General features: G+C 34.5%; 13 protein-coding genes. 11 read left to right on the top strand and 2 right to left on the bottom strand.

Annotation, left to right across the window (positions count from 1 at the left end; translation table 11 throughout):
• Positions 1-6: 6 nt before the first annotated feature.
• Both DFQ09_RS02395 and DFQ09_RS02390 read right to left on the bottom strand, forming a co-directional pair.
• On the bottom strand, positions 7-1932 hold the full coding sequence (locus tag DFQ09_RS02395; RefSeq protein WP_115807988.1) for a RagB/SusD family nutrient uptake outer membrane protein: 1926 nt from the start codon (positions 1930-1932) through the stop codon (positions 7-9).
• A gap of 14 nt (positions 1933-1946) precedes the next feature.
• Positions 1947-4877, bottom strand: a complete 2931-nt coding sequence (locus tag DFQ09_RS02390; protein ID WP_115807987.1) for a SusC/RagA family TonB-linked outer membrane protein — start codon at positions 4875-4877, stop codon at positions 1947-1949.
• Between the two features lie 360 nt (positions 4878-5237).
• Here DFQ09_RS02390 and DFQ09_RS02385 point away from each other — a divergent pair, with 360 nt between their 5' ends.
• From DFQ09_RS02385 to DFQ09_RS02335, 11 genes are all read left to right on the top strand, one after another.
• Positions 5238-6284: a LacI family DNA-binding transcriptional regulator gene (locus DFQ09_RS02385; RefSeq protein ID WP_115807986.1), complete on the top strand. Its 1047-nt coding sequence runs from the start codon at positions 5238-5240 to the stop codon at positions 6282-6284.
• Between the two features lie 132 nt (positions 6285-6416).
• On the top strand, positions 6417-7775 hold the full coding sequence (locus DFQ09_RS02380; RefSeq protein WP_115807985.1) for an MFS transporter: 1359 nt from the start codon (positions 6417-6419) through the stop codon (positions 7773-7775).
• 4 nt (positions 7776-7779) lie between these two features.
• Positions 7780-8436: a beta-phosphoglucomutase gene (pgmB, locus tag DFQ09_RS02375; protein ID WP_115807984.1), complete on the top strand. Its 657-nt coding sequence runs from the start codon at positions 7780-7782 to the stop codon at positions 8434-8436.
• A gap of 45 nt (positions 8437-8481) precedes the next feature.
• Positions 8482-10788 carry a glycoside hydrolase family 65 protein gene (locus DFQ09_RS02370; RefSeq protein WP_115807983.1) on the top strand — a complete coding sequence of 769 codons (2307 nt, stop codon included), beginning with the start codon at positions 8482-8484 and terminating at the stop codon, positions 10786-10788.
• 164 nt (positions 10789-10952) lie between these two features.
• Positions 10953-12893 (top strand): glycoside hydrolase family 13 protein, encoded by a 1941-nt coding sequence (locus DFQ09_RS02365; RefSeq protein WP_115807982.1) that lies wholly within the window; start codon positions 10953-10955, stop codon positions 12891-12893.
• Between the two features lies 1 nt (position 12894).
• Positions 12895-13878 (top strand): alpha/beta hydrolase, encoded by a 984-nt coding sequence (locus DFQ09_RS02360; RefSeq protein ID WP_115807981.1) that lies wholly within the window; start codon positions 12895-12897, stop codon positions 13876-13878.
• Between the two features lie 117 nt (positions 13879-13995).
• Positions 13996-16380 carry a TIM-barrel domain-containing protein gene (locus tag DFQ09_RS02355; RefSeq protein WP_115807980.1) on the top strand — a complete coding sequence of 795 codons (2385 nt, stop codon included), beginning with the start codon at positions 13996-13998 and terminating at the stop codon, positions 16378-16380.
• A 4-nt stretch (positions 16381-16384) separates the two neighbouring features.
• Positions 16385-18265: an alpha-amylase family glycosyl hydrolase gene (locus tag DFQ09_RS02350; protein ID WP_115807979.1), complete on the top strand. Its 1881-nt coding sequence runs from the start codon at positions 16385-16387 to the stop codon at positions 18263-18265.
• A 127-nt stretch (positions 18266-18392) separates the two neighbouring features.
• The gene (locus tag DFQ09_RS02345; protein ID WP_115807978.1) at positions 18393-20069 is read left to right on the top strand and encodes an alpha-amylase family glycosyl hydrolase; all 1677 of its coding nucleotides are present in this window, start codon (positions 18393-18395) and stop codon (positions 20067-20069) included.
• A 48-nt stretch (positions 20070-20117) separates the two neighbouring features.
• Positions 20118-22238, top strand: coding sequence for a glycoside hydrolase family 97 protein (locus DFQ09_RS02340; protein WP_115807977.1), 2121 nt, complete (start codon positions 20118-20120; stop codon positions 22236-22238).
• A 243-nt stretch (positions 22239-22481) separates the two neighbouring features.
• Positions 22482-24044 carry a protein adenylyltransferase SelO gene (locus DFQ09_RS02335; protein WP_115807976.1) on the top strand — a complete coding sequence of 521 codons (1563 nt, stop codon included), beginning with the start codon at positions 22482-22484 and terminating at the stop codon, positions 24042-24044.
• Positions 24045-24053 lie beyond the last annotated feature (9 nt).

Here is a 24053-nt window from a genome sequence, read left to right as displayed (position 1 = left end):
GTTTTATTAATATCCGTCATTTTGAATTAAATTAGGGTTAGTTGATATGGTGTTTGATGGAATTGGAAATATATTTCTAAATGAACTAACTGAAGCTCCATTGGCTTGGTTTCCTTTAAAAGGCCATAAGTAAGCATTTGTTGTAAATGAATTAAAACGAATTAAATCAGTACGTCTTTGACCTTCCCAATATAATTCACGAGAACGCTCATCTAAAACAAAACCTAAGTCTAGATCTGAAGATGAAATATTTCCAGATGCATCACCATAAGCTCTTGCTCTTAGCTCATTTATTGCTGAAACTGCTCTGTTATTATCACCTCCACCACCTCTTAGGTTAGCTTCTGCATAATTTAAATAGATTTCAGCCAAACGAATAATAGGGATATCTGTATCTACAAATTCTCCACTACTATCATTTCCTTGATTACCGTTTGAGTCAATGTTTTTAAACTTAGTTACCGCATAACCTTGATCAAAAGGAGGAATGCTCTCTATTTCTAAGCTTTGACCATCGGTATAGAACATCGCTCTGTGGTCACCTTCTATATATGATTCTAGTAATGTGTTAAAGTTAACAGCTTCAATAGTGTACGTTAAATTGTCTAGGTCAAAAGTAATGTAATATTCACCTGCAGTTACAGGAATATTATCTCCTGCAGCTTCTAAAGTTCCATCAGCTCCAGTATCTCCATAATTGTTTCCCCAATCTTCATTAAATCTGAATTTTAAAAATCCATCTGTTAACTCAGTATATAAAGCAAATTTATTTGTAGCTATTTCAAACATTTCAGTGTCTGGACCATCCCAACCATTTGGAGTCCCATCACCAACGATTCCCCAATCAGTTATAGCTCCTAATGCATTATTAATATCTGAGAGTTCTTGAACGACTAAGTTGTAATCAAATTTTTCTACAAGCGCTTTTGTTGTTCTGTAGCCTCCCCAGCCGCCATTAACACCTAAGCTTAATGGATCCATACTACCTCCTGTTGCTGCATGAACTATAAATGTCGATCCTCCATAAGTTTGAGACTGAATGCCGTCAAAATTTAAGGCAAAAATAAATTCGTTTTGAGCTCCGTTAGAGTTGTTATCTGCTAAAAATAATTCGTCATAAGCTGAACCATTACCATTTGCATCTGTTGTATTAATAACATATGATGAGTTCATTACATTCTCAGAGTAAATAACACAATCAGTATAACGAGCGGTTCCTGTCCAAACCTCAGCATTCAAATATAACTTAGACAATAATGCCCATGCTGCCACCTTATCCACACGACCATATTCATTAGATTCTGATAGTAAATCTTGAATTTCTAATAATTCAGACTCTACATAATTAAATAAATCTGTTCTAGAACTTTGAGAAGGTAAATCTGTAGTAATTTGTGTTACTAAAGGTACATTCGCATAAAAGTCAATTAAGTTATAATAAGCAAAAGCTCTTAAAAAGCGCGCTTCAGCAATATAGCTTTGAGCTTCATCATCAGATAAAGCCGAGGCATTTTGTATAAAAGCATTTGTAAACGAAACCTCTTGTGCTAAACGTAAATACATAGCACCGGTAAAATCGTTTCCGGCAGACCAATATAAACCATGTAAATCTGGTAATCCTGGATCTCCCCAACCTACCACAGCGTGGTCTGTAGTTAATTCATTAAGGTTGAATAGCATACGTGTGTACTGTGAGGCTCCTTCATCAATTCCAGAAATATCTGGTTGACCTGCAGGGCCTTGTTGTCCGGTTAATGCTAAACTAGCATAAAGTTTAGCTAAAGCACCTTTAGCCTCCGTGATGTCTACAAAGACATCTTGTTCGGTGAAACTATCTGGATCAATTGGATCTTGATTTAAGTCATCATGACATGCCGTCATAAAAAGCGAGATAGTAACAATAAAAATAATTTGTTTCATTCTATTTTTCATAATTCAATTATTTTTTAAAAATCTACATTTACTCCAAAAACAAATGATCTAGGTCTTGGATAGAAATTACTATCAATACCACCAGTGATTTCTGGATCTAAGCCTTTATAGTCTGTTATGGTTGCAACATTCTGTACAGAACCATACAATCTTAAGGATACATCTTTAATAGCATTATCTAAGGTATAACCTAAGGTAATATTATCAATTTTAAAGAATGAAGCATCCTCAATATAATGACTACTTAAAAACGTGTTTTCATTAGATTGATTTACAAATCCATTATCTAAATAGCTTGAATGTAAATTTGATAAAAAGTTATTAGTTGTTGGTATTACACCATCTAAATAAGAGTTTCCCGCTGATACATCATTGTACGCATAGTTTCCTATATTGGCTCTAGTAACAACAGCTAAATCCCATTGTTTATAGCTTAAGTTGGTGTTTAATCCCATTAAGATATCAGCATAAGGATTTTTATAGATGTATTTGTCAGCATCATTTATAACGTTGTCTCCATTTCTATCAACAAACGCGCCTTCTATTGGATTTCCGCTAGTATCATATACTTGTTGAAAGACGTAAAAGCTATAAGGTGCTTCACCTTCAGTGTGTAATTGTACATTGTTTCCTGTTCCTGCACTAATACCACCAGTTTCTTGTACAAATGGTAAATCAGTGATTTCATTTTCATTAAGTGAAATATTATAATTTATAGACCACTCAAAGTCTTCTGTTTTTACAGGTATTAGATTTAATGTAAATTCTACACCTCGGTTTTGCATGTCTCCAATGTTCTTTTCAATTTGAGATCCAAAATTTGTAAAAGGATCTACAGATGCCGAAGCGATTAAGTCTTTAGTTTGTTTTTGGTATAAGTTAACCGAACCAGAAACTCTTCTATTAAACAAACTGTAATCTATACCTATATTAAAGGTGTTACCAATTTCCCATTTTAAATCTTCATTTAAAGGATCTGGTCTGTACGTTTGGTAAAATGAATTTCCAAATTGATAATTCGCAGTAGACTGACTACCAGTATAGCGTGTTAAAAATAAATAATCACCTAAACCATTAACGTTACCAACTTCACCGTAACCAACACGTAACTTAAGTTCATTTACATTATTACTAGCATTTAAAAAGTCTTCATTGTGTAAATTCCAAGCTAATGCTACAGAAGGGAAATAACCCCAACGGTCATCTGGATTTAATTTAGAAGAAGCATCAGCTCTTAAAGTAGCTGTTACTAAATACTTTCCATCATAATCGTAGTTTAAACGACCAAAATAAGATAAGAGTACATTTTTAGATTTATCTATAAATTCAAAATCATTTCCGTCTTCTTCAGCCTCACTGTCGTAACTAAAATTATCATATTCAAATGATTGGTACGAGTATCCTGCAACGGCATTAATATTATGCACATCGTTTATAGATTTTGTATAGGTAAAATAAGCATCAAATAACTGATTTGTAGAAATATTAGAATAGGTATTTCTCGATCCATTCCATGTTAAATCTGAAGTTGGAATTAAATCAGAAACTAAAGTTCTACCATTACTATTAGATTTATCAATACCAGTACTTATAGTAGCAGTAATATCTGGAAAGAAATGTAACTTATAATCTGCTTTTGCATTTAAGATATAACGTCTAACCTCCGAACTATCATCTCTTAAATTTAATAAGGCAACAGGGTTGGTTCCTGCTAAGTTAGGTTGTTGACCAGTTGAAGCATCAATCCAAGAAAAATAACCTCCAAACTGTGAGTTTGGGTCATAAACAGATTGTGTAGGATCAAAACTATTAGCATTGCCAATTGCTCCTCTGTCTGCAAAGGTGTTTTCGGTATAGTTTCCTCTAGCAGAAATATCTAATTTTAAATGATCATCAAAGAATTTTGGTGATAAATTTAAAGACGCTGTAGTTCTTTGGAAATTATCTCCAATTAAATTACCATCATGGTCTGAGTGACCAAGTGAAACTCTCATTGGTACTCCAAATGCACTACCTAGCGCACTAAAAGAATGGTCTTGCCCAAACGCCGTTTGATATATTTCATCTTGCCAATTCGTATTAGAATTACCTAAAAGTGCAATAGTCGCAGCATTCGCATTAGGATGACTATTTACGATGTCTCTAAATTGATCAGCACTTAATACGTCAACTCTGTCTATAGATGTATGAACAGTTGTAGACGTTGTTGCGCTAAATCTAAAATCGGTGTCTTTACCTTTTTTAGTTGTAATCATAATTACACCATTAGCTCCTCTAGATCCGTAAATTGAAGTAGCAGACGCATCTTTCAATACGGTCATACTTTCAATATCGTTAGGATTAATGAGGTTAAGTGGGTTTCTAGAACCTCCTACACCGCCTCCATCTAATGGAACACCGTCTAATACGATTAATGGATTACTAGATAATGATAAAGACCCATTACCTCTAATAATAATGTTCTGTCCATCACCTGGAGATCCACTTCCAGAAGTAACTGACACACCAGCTATTTTACCAGATATTAATTGTTGTGCAGAAACAAGAGGACCTTGATTGAAATCATCAGACTTTAATAAGTCTGCAGCTCCCGTTAAATCATCCTTTTTTACAGAGCCGTAACCAACAAGTATGACCTCATCTAATTGAGAAGCATCCTCCTCTATAACGATATCAATACTAGCTTGGCCTGTAAACTCAATTTCTTGTGTTGTGTAACCAAGATAAGAGATTACAATAATTTCACCTTGGTTTACTTCTAATGAATATTTACCATCGAAATCCGTTGCGGTTCCTCTGGCAGTACCCTTAATAATAACATTTACGCCTGGTAGAGGCATGGCGTTTGCTTTATCTGTAACAGTACCAGTTACGGTAGATTGTGCCATCAATATTGCTGGCAGCATAATGAGACAGAATAGTAAAGCATTTAAAACTGTTTTCATAAAATGTATTTAAGTTAATTGCTTATTTAATTGGTTTATATTTTCACTTCTCGGGTTAAATCTATGTAAATTTAATGTGAATTGATGCTTAAAAAAGATGACGAAAGTCACGAAAACGTTTTCGTGTTAAGAACTTTTCTTAAAATATTAATATTAATGGTAGATTAGCGAAAAACTGAGCATCTTTTACTAAAGATATCGAAAAATTGCGAAGTCAAAAATTCTTTAATTTAATATTTGACTTATATTCGTTTATTCTTAATTCTATTTAAGAATCAGGCCTATTAAATGTTTTGTGACTTAAAAGAATGGTTTTTGTCGAAATAAGATGTGATAAAAATAAAGAATTAAAATATACACATGAAAAGAAAAATAACATTAAAACAAATTGCTAGGGAACTCGATGTTTCTATCTCTACGGTGTCTAAGGCGTTGCGTAATAGTGCGGAAATTAGCGATGATACCAAGCAGAAGGTTCAGGCATTTGCTAAACTGTATAATTATAGGCCTAATAATATTGCCTTAAGTCTTAAGAATAGACGGACAAATACAATTGGGATTATAATACCTGAGATTGTGCACCATTTCTTTTCAAAGGTTATTAGTGGGGTTGAGCTTGTAGCCAATAAAAGAGGTTATAATGTTATTATTGGTTTATCTAACGAGTCGTTTTCTAAAGAGGTAATTAACATGGAAATGCTTGCAAATGGTAGCATTGATGGTTTTATTTTATCGATGTCTAAGGAAACTTTAAAGTTGCAAGATTATCATCACTTTAATGAAACGATGACTCAAGGGATGCCTATTGTAATGTTTGATCGTGTGGTGTCAGAGATAAAATGTGATAAAGTTATAGTTGATGATTTTAATGGAGCAAAGAAAGCAGTTAAAAAGCTGATAGAAAACGGCTGTAAATCAATAGCTTTAATTACTACAAAAGATTACGTAAGTGTAGGTAAACTGAGGACTCAAGGCTATCTTGAAGCTTTAGAAGAACACCAAATGCCACCAAAGGCAGAGTTAATTTTAAAAATTGATGAATCTTTGGATTACGAAGCGCATTTAGAAGCACTTGAAAAGGAAATAGAGCAATTATTTCAATCCAATTCAAAATTAGATGGTGTTTTTGCAGTGAATGAAATATATGCGTTATTGGCCATGAAAGTCGCTCGGAAATTAGGTTTAGATGTGCCTAATGATGTGCAAGTTATTGGTTTTACAGATGGTGTGTTATCAAAGCACGCAACACCGAGTCTTACTACGGTGAGTCAGCATGCACAGCGTATGGGAGAAAAAGCGGCAGAACTATTAATAGATAAATTAGAAAGCGAATTTAATAGTGCGGATGAGGTGTTTCAAACTGTCGTTATTACGACCGATTTAGTGGAGCGAGAATCTACCAAATAAAAATTTATCATTGCCGTTTTAAAATCTTTTATATCTTTGCGGCATATTCAAAACTTATATTTTCACTTCTCAACATAAGTTTTGATAAGCTAAGCTTGTCAGAATAGTATTAACTCTAATTATACTATTTTAATGGAAAAGCGTAGATTAAATTTCTGGCAAATTTGGAACATGAGTTTCGGATTTCTGGGGATACAGATGGGTTTTGCCCTTCAAAATGCCAACGCAAGTAGAATTCTTCAAATTTTTGGAGCAGATGTTCACGAACTATCATGGTTTTGGATCATTGCACCCTTAATGGGGCTAATCGTTCAACCAATTGTTGGATATTATAGCGATAAAACTTGGGGTAAATTAGGACGAAGAAAACCTTATTTTTTAGTAGGTGCCATTCTATCGTCAATTGGTCTTGTGCTTATGCCACAAGCAGACATGTTCATTGCATTTTTACCAGCGCTATGGGTTGGAGCAGGAATGCTAATGATTATGGATGCCTCTTTTAATATTGCTATGGAGCCTTTTAGGGCTTTAGTAGGTGATAATTTAAGAACCGATCAGCGTACGGCAGGTTTTAGTATTCAAACCGCTTTAATAGGATTCGGGGCCGTTATTGGATCTTGGTTACCTTATGCATTAACCAATTGGTTTGGCGTTTCAAATGAAACGGTTGCAGGTGTTGTTCCAACAAATTTAATTTTATCATTTATTATTGGAGCCGTTATTTTAATTATATCAATTTTAGTAACTGTTGTAACTACAAAAGAATATTCTCCAGAAGAATTAAATAGCTTTGAAGATCAACACGAAGGTTCTGATAAGGAACAGGTAGATGATGAAGAAAAATCGAGTCTTTTCGATATTTTCGATGATTTCAGAAAAATGCCAACAACAATGCGTCAATTAAGTTGGGTGCAATTCTTTTCTTGGTTCGGTCTTTTTGGAATGTGGGTATTCGCAACACCAGCAATTGCACAGCATATTTATGGTTTGCCCTACACAGATAGTAGCAGTTCTACGTATCAGGATGCTGGTGATTGGATTGGTATTCTCTTTGGAGTCTATAATCTAGTTTCTGCGTTTTATGCGTTTGCACTTCCTTATATCGCTAAGAAAATAGGAAGAAAACGTACACATGCGATATCATTAGTCATTGGTGGATTAGGATTACTTTCAATTTATATTATGCCAGATGAAAACTGGCTCATCGTTTCTATGATTGGTATAGGAATTGCTTGGGCAAGTATTTTGGCAATGCCTTACGCTATTTTAGCAGGTTCAATTTCTCCAAAAAAGATGGGGGTTTATATGGGAATTTTTAATTTTTTCATTGTAATTCCTCAAATAATTAACGCTTTAATTGGTGGGCCTCTTGTTAAATATGCATATGGTAATCAAGCCATATTTGCTTTAATGATGAGTGGTGTTAGTTTTTTAATCGCAGCAGCATTAGTATCAAAAGTTAAAGACGTTGATGACGTTATTCAAAAATAAATAGATGAACAAAAAAGGATTCATATTCGATTTAGATGGTGTCATTGTAGATACCGCAAAATATCACTTTTTAGCATGGCAACAACTGGCTAAAGGTTTAGATATAAATTTTACAGAAGAAGAAAACGAACAACTTAAAGGTGTAAGCCGTGTGCGTTCTTTAGAAAAAATCTTGGCTTGGGGAAATAAAACCATTTCGCAAGATTTGTTTAACGAACTCATGAGTAAAAAGAACGAAGAGTATTTAAGTTACATCGCAGAAATGGATGAGAATGAAATACTACCAGATGTTCCAAGAGTGCTTAACACTTTAAAAGAAAAAAATCAGCCTATTTCATTAGGTTCTGCAAGTAAAAATGCTAGAATAATTTTAGATCGTGTTCACCTAAAATCTAGTTTCGATGCTATTGTAGATGGAAATGATGTAACAAAAGCAAAACCAGATCCAGAGGTGTTTTTAATAGCAGCGAAGGAAATTAATATAAAGCCAGAAGATTGTATCGTTTTTGAAGATTCAGTCGCAGGTGTTACTGCTGCCAATGCGGCAAATATGATTTCAATAGGAATCGGGAGTAAAGATGTCTTAGGGCATGCCACATACGTATTCAATGATTTTACTGAAATCTCAGATGATTTTATAAAATCTCTAATCGAAAATTAATTAAAAGTAAAACGTCTCATTTAGAGATTTTTAAATAATATTATAATGAACCTAGATTACATCATCCCAAACAACTGGTCAATTTTAGAAGAAGGATTCGACCCAAATCAGGTAAAGGCATCAGAAAGTTTGTTCAGTATCGGTAATGGTGCGATGGGACAACGTGCCAATTTTGAAGAAAAATATTCAGGCCCAACCTTTCAAGGTAGCTATATTGCTGGCGTTTACTATCCAGATAAAACCAGAGTAGGCTGGTGGAAAAATGGGTATCCAGAATACTTTGCTAAAGTAATTAATGCGCCAAGTTGGATAGGAATTAATGTAACTATTAATGACGAGCAACTCGATTTATTCGCATGTAAAAACGTAAAAGACTTTCGTAGAGAATTAAATATGAAAGAAGGTTGGTTGTTTCGTAGTTTCGTAGCAACGCTTCAAAATAATATTGAAGTTGAAGTGAAAACCACACGATTTCTAAGTTTAGATTTAGACGAAATAGGCGCTATTAATTTCAATATAAAACCATTGAATTCAGATGTTGAAATTACATTTCAACCGTACTTAGATTCAGGTATTACAAACGAAGATACCAATTGGGATGATAAGTTTTGGGATACTTTAAATGTGAGTCACGAGAATAATCAAGCCTTTATTCAGGCTAAAACCATGAAAACGGATTTCTATACCTGTACGTTTATGGAATCTCAAGTTTTTATTGATGGTAAATCTGTAATTAATAAACCAGATTTTGCTTCAGATGCTCATTTGGCGTCTTTCAGTTATACTTATAATGTTAAGAAAGATGAAACGTATACCATTCATAAATTTGGTGGTTATACGGTAGATCGTAATCACGATAAAAATGAATTAGTTGCAGCGGCAAAGTCTATATTAAGCAAAGCTACAGACGCTGGTTTTTCTAAGTTATTAGACAACCAAAAAGAAGCTTGGGCTAAAATTTGGGATATGGCAGATATCACAATTGATGGTGATGTTAAAGCACAACAAGGTATTCGTTTTAATATTTTTCATCTAAACCAAACCTATTCGGGTACAGATGCCACTTTAAATATTGGTCCAAAAGGATTTACGGGCGAAAAATACGGAGGAAGTACCTATTGGGATACTGAGGCCTATTGTATTCCATTTTACATGGCAACAAAAGATCAAGAGGTTGCTCGAAACCTTTTAAAATACCGTTATAACCATCTTGAAAAAGCCATCGAAAATGCTGAAAAATTAGGCTTTTCAAACGGAGCGGCGTTGTATCCTATGGTAACCATGAATGGTGAAGAATGCCATAACGAATGGGAAATTACGTTTGAAGAAATTCACAGAAACGGAGCCATTGCTTTTGCAATATTCAACTATTATAGGTATACAGGAGATTTTAGTTACATTCCAGAAATGGGACTTGAGGTTCTTATCGGAATTTCACGTTTTTGGCATCAAAGAGCCAACTTCTCTACCCATAAGAATAAATACATGATTTTGGGTGTTACTGGACCAAACGAATACGAAAACAACGTTAACAATAATTGGTACACTAACTATATTGCTAAATGGTGTATTGATTATACTTTAGAAACGATTGAAAAAGTAAAAGAAGGTCATAGTGTTGATTTTGAAAGAATTTCAGGGAAAACGAATATTTCACATGAAGAATTAGCGCTTTGGAAAAAAGTAGCTGACAACATGTATTTCCCATATTCAGAAGAACATAATGTGTTTTTACAACAAGATGGCTTTTTAGACAAAGAACTAATTACGGTTGAAGATTTAGATCAAGCACAACGACCAATTAACCAAAAATGGTCATGGGATAGGATCTTACGTTCACCATATATTAAGCAAGCGGATATTCTTCAAGGATTCTATTTCTTTGAAGACGATTTTTCAACTGAAGAATTAGAACGCCATTTCAAATTTTATGAACCTTTTACAGTTCACGAAAGTTCATTATCTCCTTGCGTGCATAGTATTCAAGCAGCTAAGTTAGATCGCATGGATCAGGCCTATACATTCTATTTAAGAACATCGCGATTAGATTTAGATGACTATAATCACGAAGTACACGAAGGGTTACATATTACCTCAATGGCTGGTACTTGGATGAGTATTGTTGAAGGTTTTGGTGGTATGCGTATTAAAAATGACACCTTGTCTTTTGAACCTAAAATTCCAAACCAATGGGATGCTTATTCTTTTAAAGTGAATTTTAGAAATCAAATCATCAAGGTCAGTGTTAACCAAAATGAAACGCAATTTCAATTGGAAGGAGATACCGATTTACAAATTTTAGTTAATGGTAAAGAACTAACCATAAGTCCTAATAATTTAGTAACGGTTTAAATCTTCTGGCCTTGTTTAAAAAGGTCTAATGATACTGGCACAATCATAATTTTAATATCCTGCAAGGTTTTCAAAACCTTGTAGGTATTTTTGCATAATAAAATGAATTAGAAACCATTTTAATCCAGTTAGGTCTATAACCTGAATGTCAAAATATCAATAATATGAAAGTACTCAAAATCTTAGTAATAGTTATATGTTTTGGTGTTTTGTCGTGTAAAGAGGAGACGCCTGAAAAAAAGGTTGTTTCTGAAATTGTCACAGAAATTAGAAATGACATTCAACGAGTTGAACCTCCAAACTGGTGGATAGGTTTTAAAAATCAAAGTGTCCAATTATTGGTTAAGCATCCAAATATTGGAAACGCAACACCTAAAATTTCTTATCAAGGTGTTTCTATAACTAAAATTCATAAAGCGGATAGTCCTAATTATCTCTTTTTAGATTTAAAAATTTCTAAAACAGCAAAAGCAGGACAATTCAATATTAGATTTAAACTGGAAGATGATTCAGAACGAGTTCAAACGTATGAATTAAAATCACGAGAAAAACCAGCTGAAGATTATATCGGATTCGATAGTTCTGATGCTATTTATTTAATTACACCAGACCGATTTGCAAACGCTAATCCTAAAAATGATGAGGTAAAAGGATTACTTCAACAAGGAATTGATAGAGCGGATGATTACGCTAGGCATGGAGGCGACATTCAAGGGATTACTGAACATTTAGATTATATAGACGATATAGGATTTACAGCGGTTTGGCCGTGTCCGGTTTTAACTAACGATATGCCAAGTGGCTCGTATCATGGGTATGCGATGACGGATTTTTACGAAGTAGATCCACGTTTTGGAACCATAGAAGAATATCGAAAATTAGCCGATGATTTAAGATCGCGAGATATGAAACTCATCATGGATCAGGTGGCGAATCATTGTGGGTTACAGCATTGGTGGATGACAGACTTACCGTTTAAAGATTGGATAAATTACCAAGAATTATACGAAGAAAACATTGATAATTGGGATTGGAAAGTGACTAAAACATCCAATCACAGACGTACTACTAACCAAGATCCTTATGCGTCTAAAAAAGATCATCAGGAAATGGCAGATGGTTGGTTTGTGTCTGATATGCCAGATTTAAATCAGCGTAATCCGTTTGTGGCAAACTACATAATTCAAAATAGTATTTGGTGGGTAGAAACTTTAGGTTTAGGAGGTATTCGTCAAGATACCTATCCGTATTCCGAAAAAGAATTTATGAGGAATTGGGCAGGAGCAATTATGAACGAATATCCTAATTTTTCAATTGTTGGGGAAGAATGGAGTTATAACCCGCTTTTAATTGGCTATTGGCAAGAGGGCCAAAAGAATAAAGATGGATACGAGTCTAACTTAAAATCGACTATGGATTTTGCGATGCAGAAAAATATAGTTGATGCCTTAAACGAAGAGGAATCATGGGACAAAGGTCTCGTAAAAATGTACGAAGGTTTAGCTAATGATTTTGCTTATGCATCACCAAAAGATATTATGGCATTTTTAGATAATCATGATAAGAGTCGTGTTTATACAGAGTTCGATGGAGATCTTACCAAAACCAAAATGGCTTTAAGTTACTTATTAATGATGCCAAGAATTCCACAAATTTATTACGGTACAGAAATCTTAATGGATGATTTTGATAACCCAGGAGATCATGGTTTAATTAGAACTGATTTTCCTGGTGGATGGGAAGGTGATGCCATTAATGCATTTACAGGCGAAGGACTTTCAGATGCTCAAAAAGAGATGCAGTCTTTTCTCAAAAAAATATTGAATTTCAGAAAAACAAGCGACGCTATTCACAATGGTAAAACGGTACATTTTGCACCACAAGATGGGGTTTATGTTTTAGTACGAATGACAGAAAATGAAGCCATAGTTCATATTATCAATAAAAATGAGGAACCTCTAGAGATAGATTTAGAACGATTTGAAGAATTAGAATTAAAAGAAAAAACGTTGAAAAATATCATTTCCGATGAAACACTAATTTGGAATACAACTCTAAAATTAAATCAAAAGGGAAGTGTAATTTTAACCACTAAAACTAATTAGGATGAGAAGATTATTAATAATACTAGTTTGTTTATTCGTTTTTGTGTCGTGTAAAGATGATACAAAAACAACAGAAATAACGACACCCGAAGTTGTAGCAGATTCACCAAATGTTAACTTTCAATATTTAAAAAATGCCACACTTTTTAAAGGTGAAATTCATCGTGTTGATAGTTTTCCTTCAAAATATATCCAATCAAGAGCAGTAGACGTTTGGATACCTGAAAGCTATGTTGAAAATAAAAAATACGCCGTTTTGTATATGCACGATGGTCAGAATTTATTCGATTCAATCACCACTTGGAATAAACAAGAATGGAAAATAGATGAGTGGGCTTCAAAATTAATGTCGGAAGGCACTGTAAAAGATTTTATCGTTGTTGGGATTCATAATATTCCTAAAATCCGCTGGCAAGATCTGTTTCCTGAAAAGGCTATAGATTATATGGATGTTAAAGTTAAAGATTCTTTGATGGCATTAGCGAAGAAAAATAATTTTAATACCGATTTATCAGGAGATAATTATTTAAAATTTATAGTCGAAGAATTAAAGCCTGCTATTGATAAAACATATTCGGTCGCTACAGATAGAGAAAATACCTTGGTAGCAGGTTCTAGCATGGGCGGTTTAATGTCTATGTATGCTGTGAGTGAATATCCCGATATTTTTGGAGGTGCAGCGTGTTTGTCAACACATTGGGTTGGTGCAATGCCAATGGTAAATAATCCTTATCCTGATGCGATTTTTAAGTATATGGAAGAAAATTTACCACAAGCAGGAAGTCATAAATTCTATTTCGATTATGGTAACAAAACCTTAGATGCACATTACCCGCAATACGCTTCAAGAGTGGACGATATTTTAAAAGCTAAAGGCTATACAGAATTGGATGCTAAGAACTTATTTTTTGAAGGGACAGATCATTCTGAAAATTCTTGGAATAAGAGATTAGATGAACCATTAACTTTTTTGTTGGGTAAGTAAAACCTAATGATACATGATATCAGACCTTGCAGGTTTTTAAAACCTAGCAGGTCTAAAAAATCCAAACAATACTAGTCCTGCAAGGTTTCAAAAACTTTGTAGGTATAAAATTATAAAATGAAACACTTAATTTTAAATTTAGCACTTCTATTTTTTACAGTTTCTCTAACAGCCCAAAACACAGAAAGGAAATTTGAATCATTCTCGTGGGCAAATACGGGAGTTCCATCTGTTAAAGTAAGCGACGGTATTTATACATTTATCTCGTATTCATCAGAAATAGTTGAAACTAGTTTTTTACCAACTGGCGAAACGTTACAGTTAAAATCACACGCTGTAGTTGGAAAACCGAATTTTTCAATTTTCAAAGTAACCGAGAACGAAAAAGATATTGTAATAGAATCAAAAACCATTCAAATTAAGGTTACTAAAACCCCATTCCAAATATCCTACTACTACAAAGACAAACTCATCACTTCCGAAAAAGCAGGTTACGTAAAAAACGACAGCTTAGAAACCATAGAATTCAATCTTACTAAAGATGAAGTTTTATATGGCGGCGGAGCAAGAGCTTTAGGAATGAATCGTCGTGGACACCGTTTGCAATTATACAATAAAGCACATTACGGTTACGAAACGCATAGTGAATTAATGAATTTCACCTTACCAATTGTGTTGTCGTCTAAGAAATACATGATTCATTTTGATAACGCACCAATCGGTTTTTTAGATTTAGATAGCAAAGGAGATAATACGTTGAAGTATGAAACCATTTCTGGTAGAAAAACCTATCAAGTTATCGTTGGAGATTCTTGGTATGATATCACTAATAATTATACCGACTTAACTGGAAAGCAACCCATGTTACCACGTTGGGCGTTGGGGAATTTCTCAAGCCGTTTTGGGTATCATTCTCAGGAAGAAGTAGAAATGACCATCGATAAATTCAAGGAAGAAGAAATACCTGTTGATGCGATTATTCTCGATTTATATTGGTTTGGAAAAGATTTAAAAGGCACCATGGGAAATCTGGAAGTGTTTAGAGATTCCTTTCCTGATTTTGAAGGCATGGTAAAACGTCTGAATAATAAAGGAGTTAAAACCATTACGATTACTGAACCGTTTGTTTTAACCACGTCTAAAAAATGGGATGAAGCTGTTAAAAAAGATGTGTTGGCTAAAGACTCTATAGGAAATCCTGCGAAATACGATTTCTATTTTGGAAACACAGGGCTCATAGATATTTACAAACCCGAAGCCGAAAAATGGTTTTGGAACATCTATAAAGGCTTAGCCGATAAAGGTGTTGCAGGTATCTGGGGAGATTTAGGAGAACCCGAAGTGCATCCCAATTGGGTGCAGCATCACACAGGTAGCGCAGACGAAGTTCATAATATCTATGGGCACGATTGGGCGCGATTAATCCACGAAGGTTATAAACGCGATTTTCCAAATACAAGACCATTTATTTTAATGCGAGCAGGTTATTCTGGGTCGCAACGTTACGGCATGATTCCATGGTCTGGCGATGTGAACCGAACTTGGGGAGGATTACAAAGTCAACCTGAAATTGCGCTTCAAATGGGAATGCAAGGTTTGGCATATATGCACAGTGACTTAGGTGGATTTGCAGGTGATAATTTAGATGATGAGTTGTATGCGCGATGGTTGCAATACGGAGTGTTTAATCCAATTTTTAGACCACATGCACAAGAAGATGTGCCTAGCGAACCTGTTTTTAGAAGTACGAAAGCAAAAGATTTAGCAAAGCAAGCCATTGAATTACGTTACAAATTGTTGCCTTATAATTATAACTTAGTTTATGAAAACAACCAATTTGGGAAACCTTTAATGCGACCATTGTTTTTTGAAGAATCTGATAATCCTGAATTATTCAATTACTCAAAAACTTATTTATGGGGAAATGATATTTTGGTATCTCCAGTTTTAGAAGCGGGACTCACGGAACAGGAGGTTTACTTTCCAAAGGATAATGTGTGGTTCGATTTTTATACTCATGAGAGAATTGTAGGTGGACAAACAAAAATGGTTCAACTCAAAGAAAATTCGATTCCGACCTATGTGAGAGGGGGAAGTTTTGTGCCGCTTACCAAAGTGGTTCAAAGCACAGATGAATATGATTCAGTAAATTATGAATTACACTATTATCATGATGCTTCCATTACTAAAAGCGATCGTGAGTTTTATAATGATCGAGGAAACAATAAATTAAATGAAATATATGAGATTATCAATTATAGAGCAAAAGGAAAACGTAACGTTCTAAATTTTGAGTTTGAGATGATGTCAAAAGTAGATTTTGATTATCTAAAATCTATTAAACTAGTGATTCACAATGTTGCTAAAAAGCCAAGAAGTATTACAGTTAACAATAATAAAGAATCCGTTAATTGGAATTCAGAAAATAATATGTTGACAATACCAATAAAATGGTTTGCCATAAATAAATTGAAAACGATAAAAATCAAATTAAAAAAATAATGCAATGCATATAAAAAATCTTATTTTAATTGTTTTCGTTTTTACGGTGCTTGTAGGTTGTAAAAACGAAGTGAAAGAGTTGCCTAAATCAGAAGAAATTAAACCAGAAATGAAGAAAAAAGAAGTCGTTTACCAAGTCTTTACACGTTTATTTGGTAATACGAATACCACTAATAAACCGTGGGGAACACTTGAAGAAAATGGCATTGGGAAATTCAACGATTTCACAGATAAAGCGCTAAATGAAATAAAAGATTTAGGTGTCACACATATTTGGTATACAGGTGTACCGCATCACGATGTGATTACCGATTATACGGAATTCGGGATTTCAAATGACGATCCAGATATAGTAAAAGGTCGTGCAGGCTCACCATATGCGGTGAAGGATTATTATAATGTAAATCCAGATTTAGCCGTCAATGTAGACAACCGATTAGAGGAATTTGAAGCCTTAATTGAGCGTTCTCACAAAGCAGGTTTAAAGGTTATTATTGATATCGTTCCAAATCACGTGGCTCGTAATTATCAAAGTTTAACCAATCCTGAAGGGACAACCGATTTTGGAGCAGAGGATGATAAAACTAAGACTTACGACGTTAATAATAATTTTTATTACAATCCTGGAGAAGAATTTAAAGTCCCAGAGTGGAAACACGGTTACCAACCTTTAGGTGGAGAACAACATCCATTAGCAGATAGTAAGTTTGAAGAAATTCCGGCAAAATGGACAGGAAACGGTTCACGAGCATCACAACCAGATGTTAATGATTGGTACGAAACTGTAAAAGTGAATTATGGAGTAAGTCCTGATGGGAGAAAAGATTTTAACGAATTACCAGAAGGTTTCGACAATGAAGATTACAAAAAGCATTTCGAGTTTTGGAACGGTAAAACAGTTCCAAGTTCATGGATAAAATTTAAAGATATTGCTTTGTATTGGACAGCAAAAGGAGTCGATGGTTTCCGTTATGATATGGCAGAGATGGTGCCAGTTGAGTTTTGGAGTTATATGAATTCGCATGTAAAGATGAAAAATCCAGATGCGTTTTTATTAGCTGAGGTTTATAATCCGAGTTTATACAGAGATTACATTAAGAGAGGAAAAATGGATTACCTCTATGACAAGGTGCAATTATACGATACTATAAAACACGTCATGCAAGGTCACGGCAGTACGGATAATATACCTCCAATTTTACAAGATTTATCAGATATTGAGCACCACATGCTTCACTTCTTAGAAAATCACGATGAGCAACGTATTGCGAGTCCAGATTTTGCAGGAAGCGCAAAAAAAGGAAAACCAGCAATGGTTGTTTCTGCAACATCTTCTACAGCACCAACGATGATTTATTTTGGACAAGAATTTGGTGATGCTGGCGCAGAAGATTTAGGTTTTGGAGATCCAACGAGAACGTCAATTTTCGATTATGGTTCTGTGCCTAGTTATGTGCGTTGGGTCAACGATAAAAAGTTTGATGGTGGGCAATCTACAAAAGAGGAATTAGAACTTCGAGATTTTTATAAGCGACTGTTGAATTTCACTATAAATAGTTCGGCTTTAATGGGAGACTATCAAGATATTCAACATTACAATCATCAAAACACGGAATGGTATAATGATAAAGTCTTGTCGTTTGTGCGTTGGAGTGATGATGAAAAATTAATTATCATTTCAAACTTTAATGCAGAAAACACTTATGGATTCGAATTGCAATTACCAGCAGATTTAGTTCAAAAATTACAACTAGAAGATGGAGACTATGACGTAAAAGACCAATTGTATAATCAATATACTTCAACCTTAAATGTTGAAAATGGTAAAGCTAAAGTGAGAATTGATATCAAGCCATTAGAATCTTTCATATTAAAGATTAATTAAAGTTACGCCAAAGAAACCTAAGTCTAGACCTATCAGGTTTTAAATTATCCAACCTGCAAGGTTTCAAAAACCTTGTAGGTTTAAAAAAAGTCTAATAAAAAGTCACCCATTTTCATGGGCACAAAAGATGAAAAAACTATTTTTATTTACCCTAATTCTTATCACTTTGAGTTGCAAAAATAAGGACACCGAAAACCAAACAACTGCAATGGAAACGCCAGAAATTATAGAGACTCCATTTATTTGGGAAGCTGCTAATATTTATTTTTTATTAACGGATCGTTTCAATAATGGAGATACATCTAACGATATCAATTTCGATAGAACCAAAGAAACCGCAAAGCTAAGAGGTTTTAAAGGAGGCGATATTAAAGGCATCACTCAAAAAATAAAAGAAGGCTATTTTACCAATTTAGGAATCAATGCTATTTGGATGACACCGATTGTTGAGCAAATTCATGGTGGAACAGATGAAGGCACTGGAGTCACTTATGGTTTTCATGGCTATTGGACAAAAGATTGGACAAGTATGGATCCAAATTTTGGAACCAAAGAGGATTTGCACGCGTTGGTAAAAGAAGCACATGCAAAAGGAATTAGAATTGTATTAGATGCTGTGATTAATCATACAGGACCAGTAACAGAAAAAGACCCAGTTTGGCCAGAAGATTGGGTAAGAACAGATAAACAATGTTCTTACGATAATTATGAAAATACAGTGAGTTGCACCTTAGTTGCTAATCTGCCAGATATAAGAACAGAAAGTAATGACAATGTAGAATTACCACCACAATTAGTAGAAAAGTGGAAAGCAGAAGGTCGCTACGAACAAGAAGTAAAAGAACTCGATGCGTTTTTTGAAAGAACAGGTCATCCAAGAGCCCCACGTTTTTACATCATGAAATGGTTAACGGATTACATCACAGAATTTGGAGTCGATGGTTACAGAGTAGATACTGTAAAACATGTAGAAGACTATGTTTGGCAGGAATTTAAAATGGAATGTGATTTTGCTTTTGCCGAATACAAAAAGAATAATCCTGACAAAGTTTTAGATGATAATAATTTTTACTTGCTTGGTGAAGTCTATAATTACGGTGCAAGTACAGGTCAGGAATTTAATTTTGGGGACAGAAAAGTGAATTATTTTAATCCACCAAGTTTTCAGAGTTTGATAAATTTTGAGTTCAAATACAATTCAAAAGACAAAGGTTATGAAGATTTGTTCACACATTATAATGCTATTTTACATGATGAATTAAAAGGATTCGGAACCGTGAATTATTTAAGTTCGCACGATGATGGTCAACCATTTGATGCGCAAAGAAAGAAACCTTTCGAAACCGCTAATAAACTATTGTTGTCGCCAGGAACCTCTCAGGTCTATTATGGAGATGAATCTTCAAGGTCACTTATAATTCCAGGTACAGAAGGTGATGCAACCTTACGTTCTATGATGAATTGGGATTCTATTGCCAATAATAAGCGAACAAAAGAGGTGTTAACACACTGGCAAAAACTAGGGCAATTTAGAGCTAAGCATCCTGCTGTTGGTGCAGGAACTCACCAAATGATTTCAGACGCTCCTTATTATTTTTCTAGAAGTTACCAAAACGGTGATTTTAAAGATAACGTTGTTGTTGGTTTAGATCTCGAAAAAGATAAAAAAGTGATAGATGTCTCTAAGGTATTTCAAGAACGCGTCATGCTACGTGATGCCTATTCTGGAGAAACAGCAACTGTAGAAAATGGAAAAGTCACTATAAACACTAAGTTTAACACGGTATTGTTAGAGCGAGAATAGATTTTAAATATCTTGCAAACTATCATAAATATTTAAATAAAACGTAATATGAAAACACCTTTAATTACACTCTTAATTGCATTAGTTTTTTGGTCATGTCAGTCAGAAGATACTCAAAAGACTGAAGTAGCATCACCAAATAAAAACCTAGTAGTTGATTTCGATGTTAATACAGAAGGTCGTCCATATTACGTCGTTAAATTCAACAATAAAACCGTTGTTGATACCTCTTATTTAGGTTTTGAATTTAAAGATGCTCCTGCTTTTCATAAGAATTTCATAATTAAAAATACAAGCAGTTCAACGTTTAACGAAACATGGCAAATGCCTTGGGGAGAACAGTTAGATGTGGTTAACCATTATAACGAATTAAAGGTTGAGCTTCAGGAAAAAACAAGTCCAGAGCGCTTTTTAAATATCGTCTTTAAAGTCTATGATGACGGTATTGGATTTAGATATGAGTTCCCAGAGCAAGCACGATTAAAAGGAGATGTTTTTATCGCTGAAGAACATACCGAATTCAACCTTACAGAAGATTACAATACCTTTTGGATTCCTGGCGATTGGGATATTTATGAGCACTTGTATAACACCACAAAATTATCGGAAGTTGATGCTTTACAGTTTGCTAATCACAAAAATTTAGCGCAAACTTATATTCCAGAAAATGCGGTAAATACACCAGTTACTATGGTGGGAGCTGATGGCACACATTTAAGTTTTCATGAGGCGGCATTAGTCGATTATTCGGGTATGACTCTAAAAGTAGATACAGAAAATTTAGACTTGAAAAGTAATCTAGTAGGTTCAGAAAATAGGGATTACAAAGTGAAGAAAACAATGCCTTTCAACACACCATGGAGAACGATTCAAATTACAGATAATGCTCCAAATTTAATTGAGTCTAATCTTATTGTTAATTTGAATGAACCTAATAAACTTGGAGATGTCTCTTGGTTTAAACCTATGAAATACACAGGGGTTTGGTGGGAAATGCACTTAGGTAAATCATCTTGGGATTACGGGATGACTCAAGATATGAGTACGTGGACAGATGGTGGTAAATCTAATGGAACCCATGGAGCGAATACCGAAAATGTAAAACGATTTATTGATTTTTCAGCTAAAAATAACATAGGAGGCGTTTTAGTTGAAGGTTGGAATACAGGTTGGGAACATTGGATTGGTTTTGAAGACAGAGAAGGTGTTTTCGATTTTGTAACCACCTATCCAGATTACGATATTGATGAAGTGGTGCGTTATGGAAAAGAAAAAGGGGTGGATATTATTATGCATCACGAAACGTCGGCGGCAACAGAAACCTACACAAAACAACAAGACACTGCTTTTGCTTTGATGCAGAAATATGGCATGCATACCGTTAAAACGGGTTATGTTGGAAAGATTCTTCCAAAAGGAGAGTATCACCATGGGCAATATATGGTGAATCACTATAACAATACAGTTATAAAAGCAGCTAAATATGAAGTGGCCATCAATGCCCACGAGCCGATTAAAGCGACAGGTTTAAGACGTACCTACCCAAATACCATTTCGCGTGAAGGTTTAAGAGGTCAAGAATTTAATGCTTGGGCAACAGATGGTGGTAATCCACCAGAGCACTTACCAATTGTCGCATTTACAAGAATGTTGTCTGGACCAATAGATTTTACTCCAGGTATTTTCAATATTAAGTTCGATGAGTTTAAAAAAGACAACCAGGTGAATACCACATTGGCTCAACAATTAGCCTTGTATGTGGTTATTTATAGTCCGGTGCAAATGGCTGCCGATTTGGTAGAACATTATGAGGCTAACCCAGAACCTTTTCAGTTTATAAAAGATGTTGGAGTGGATTGGGAAACGACTAAAGTATTAAACGGTGTTGTAGGTGATTATGTCACTATTGCCAGAAAGGAAAGAGAAACAGGCAATTGGTTTGTGGGAGGTATCACAGATGAAAATGCTAGAAGCATAGATGTCGTTTTCGACTTTTTAGATGCGGACCAAACGTATGAGGTTATCATTTATAAAGATGGCGAAAATGCACATTGGGATAACAATCCTTTGGCTATTTCTATAGAAAAAATAGAGGTGAGTAAAGGCTCTAAATTAAATGTAAAGTTAGCTGAAGGTGGAGGTTTTGCTATCAGTCTTGTTAAGAAATAATTTGAATAAATATATTTAGCTATATCCACTATCTAGGTAATAATTAGTGCTGTCTGTTTCATTTGATTTTGCTTAATAATTTTAAGGGATTTTAAAATTTCAATTAAAATTTTTAAGACTCAATGCGTTGATTTGTCAAATGAGTTAATATGAAATCGTATTTTTATAAACAATTGTAATATTAATTGGTTTATTGCAATAGTGAATTTACATATCATATTACTCAAATGTCAAGTAAGATAGATGCAGCTACATATAAAAGATACATTTAATAAAGAATTACCTTCAGATTCTAATACAGAGAATAGTAGGCGTCAAGTAACTGAAGCAACACATTCTTATGTTAGCCCTAGAATTCCATCGCAACCAAAATTAATTCATGCTTCAAAAGAGATGGCAAATGCCATTGGTTTAGATGAAGCTGCTATTAAATCAAAAGATTTTTTAGACGTTTTTTCAGGTTTAAAAATTTACCCAAAAACAAAACCGTATGCCATGGCTTATGCTGGTCATCAGTTTGGGAATTGGGCCGGACAATTAGGTGATGGTAGAGCGATTAATTTATTTGAAGTTGAAGGAAACAGTAAACGTTGGGCAATTCAACTCAAAGGTTCGGGAGAAACACCATACTCAAGGCAAGGTGATGGATTAGCGGTTTTAAGATCTTCAATTCGCGAATACTTATGTAGTGAAGCCATGCATCATTTAGGTGTGCCAACGACACGAGCACTGAGTTTAATGTTGTCTGGAGATGACGTTCTGCGAGATATGCTTTACAACGGTAATGCCGATTATGAAAAAGGGGCCGTAGTCGCTAGAGTAGCACCGACTTTTATTCGGTTTGGTAATTTTGAATTGTTTGCAGCACGTAATGATATTAAAAACCTTAAAAAACTAACCGATTATACCTTAAAATATTTTTATCCCGAATTGGGTAAACCTTCCAAAGAAACCTACATCAAATTTTTTGAAGCGGTGACACAGCGCACTTTGGATATGATTATCCATTGGCAGCGCGTTGGTTTTGTACATGGAGTTATGAACACCGATAACATGTCCATTCTTGGCTTAACTATAGATTACGGGCCTTACGGATGGCTCGAAGATTTTGATTTCGGATGGACGCCAAATACCACAGATAAGCAGAATAAACGCTACCGTTTCGGTAATCAACCCAATATTGGACTTTGGAATTTACTACAACTCGCCAATGCATTGTATCCATTAATTGAAGAAGCCGAACCTATTGAAGCTATTTTAAATCAGTACCAAGTTGATTTTGAAAAGCAATCCCTTCAAATGATGCGCTCTAAATTAGGGTTGCAAGTTGAACTTGAAGAAGATGCTAAATTATTGGCAAATTTTGAAGATTGCATGTTGCTATCTGAAACCGACATGACGATAGTGTTCCGATTATTAGCGAATTACAAAAAAGGATATCCCGAAAATGGCATAGAGATAATTGAAAACGCATTTTATAAATCAGAAGAACTTAATCAAGATAAATTAATGCAATGGAAAGTTTGGTTTAAAGCTTACGACCAAAGATTGCATAAGGAGACAATTACAGATTCAGAACGTCAAAAAAACATGAATGCTGTGAACCCTAAATATGTTCTTAGAAATTATATGGCGCAGTTAGCTATTGATAAAGCAGATGAAGGTGACTATGGTTTGGTAGATGAATTATTTCAAGTATTAAAAAAGCCTTACGATGAGCAACCAGAGTATGAAAAATGGTTTGCCAAGCGTCCGGAATGGGCAAGGCATAAAGTCGGTTGCTCAATGCTGAGTTGCAGCTCTTAATTTTTAATT

Origin of the sequence: Winogradskyella pacifica (assembly GCF_003386275.1) — a bacterium.
Taxonomy (GTDB): Bacteria; Bacteroidota; Bacteroidia; order Flavobacteriales; family Flavobacteriaceae; genus Winogradskyella; species Winogradskyella pacifica.
This window is presented reverse-complemented; position numbering and strand designations above follow the sequence as displayed.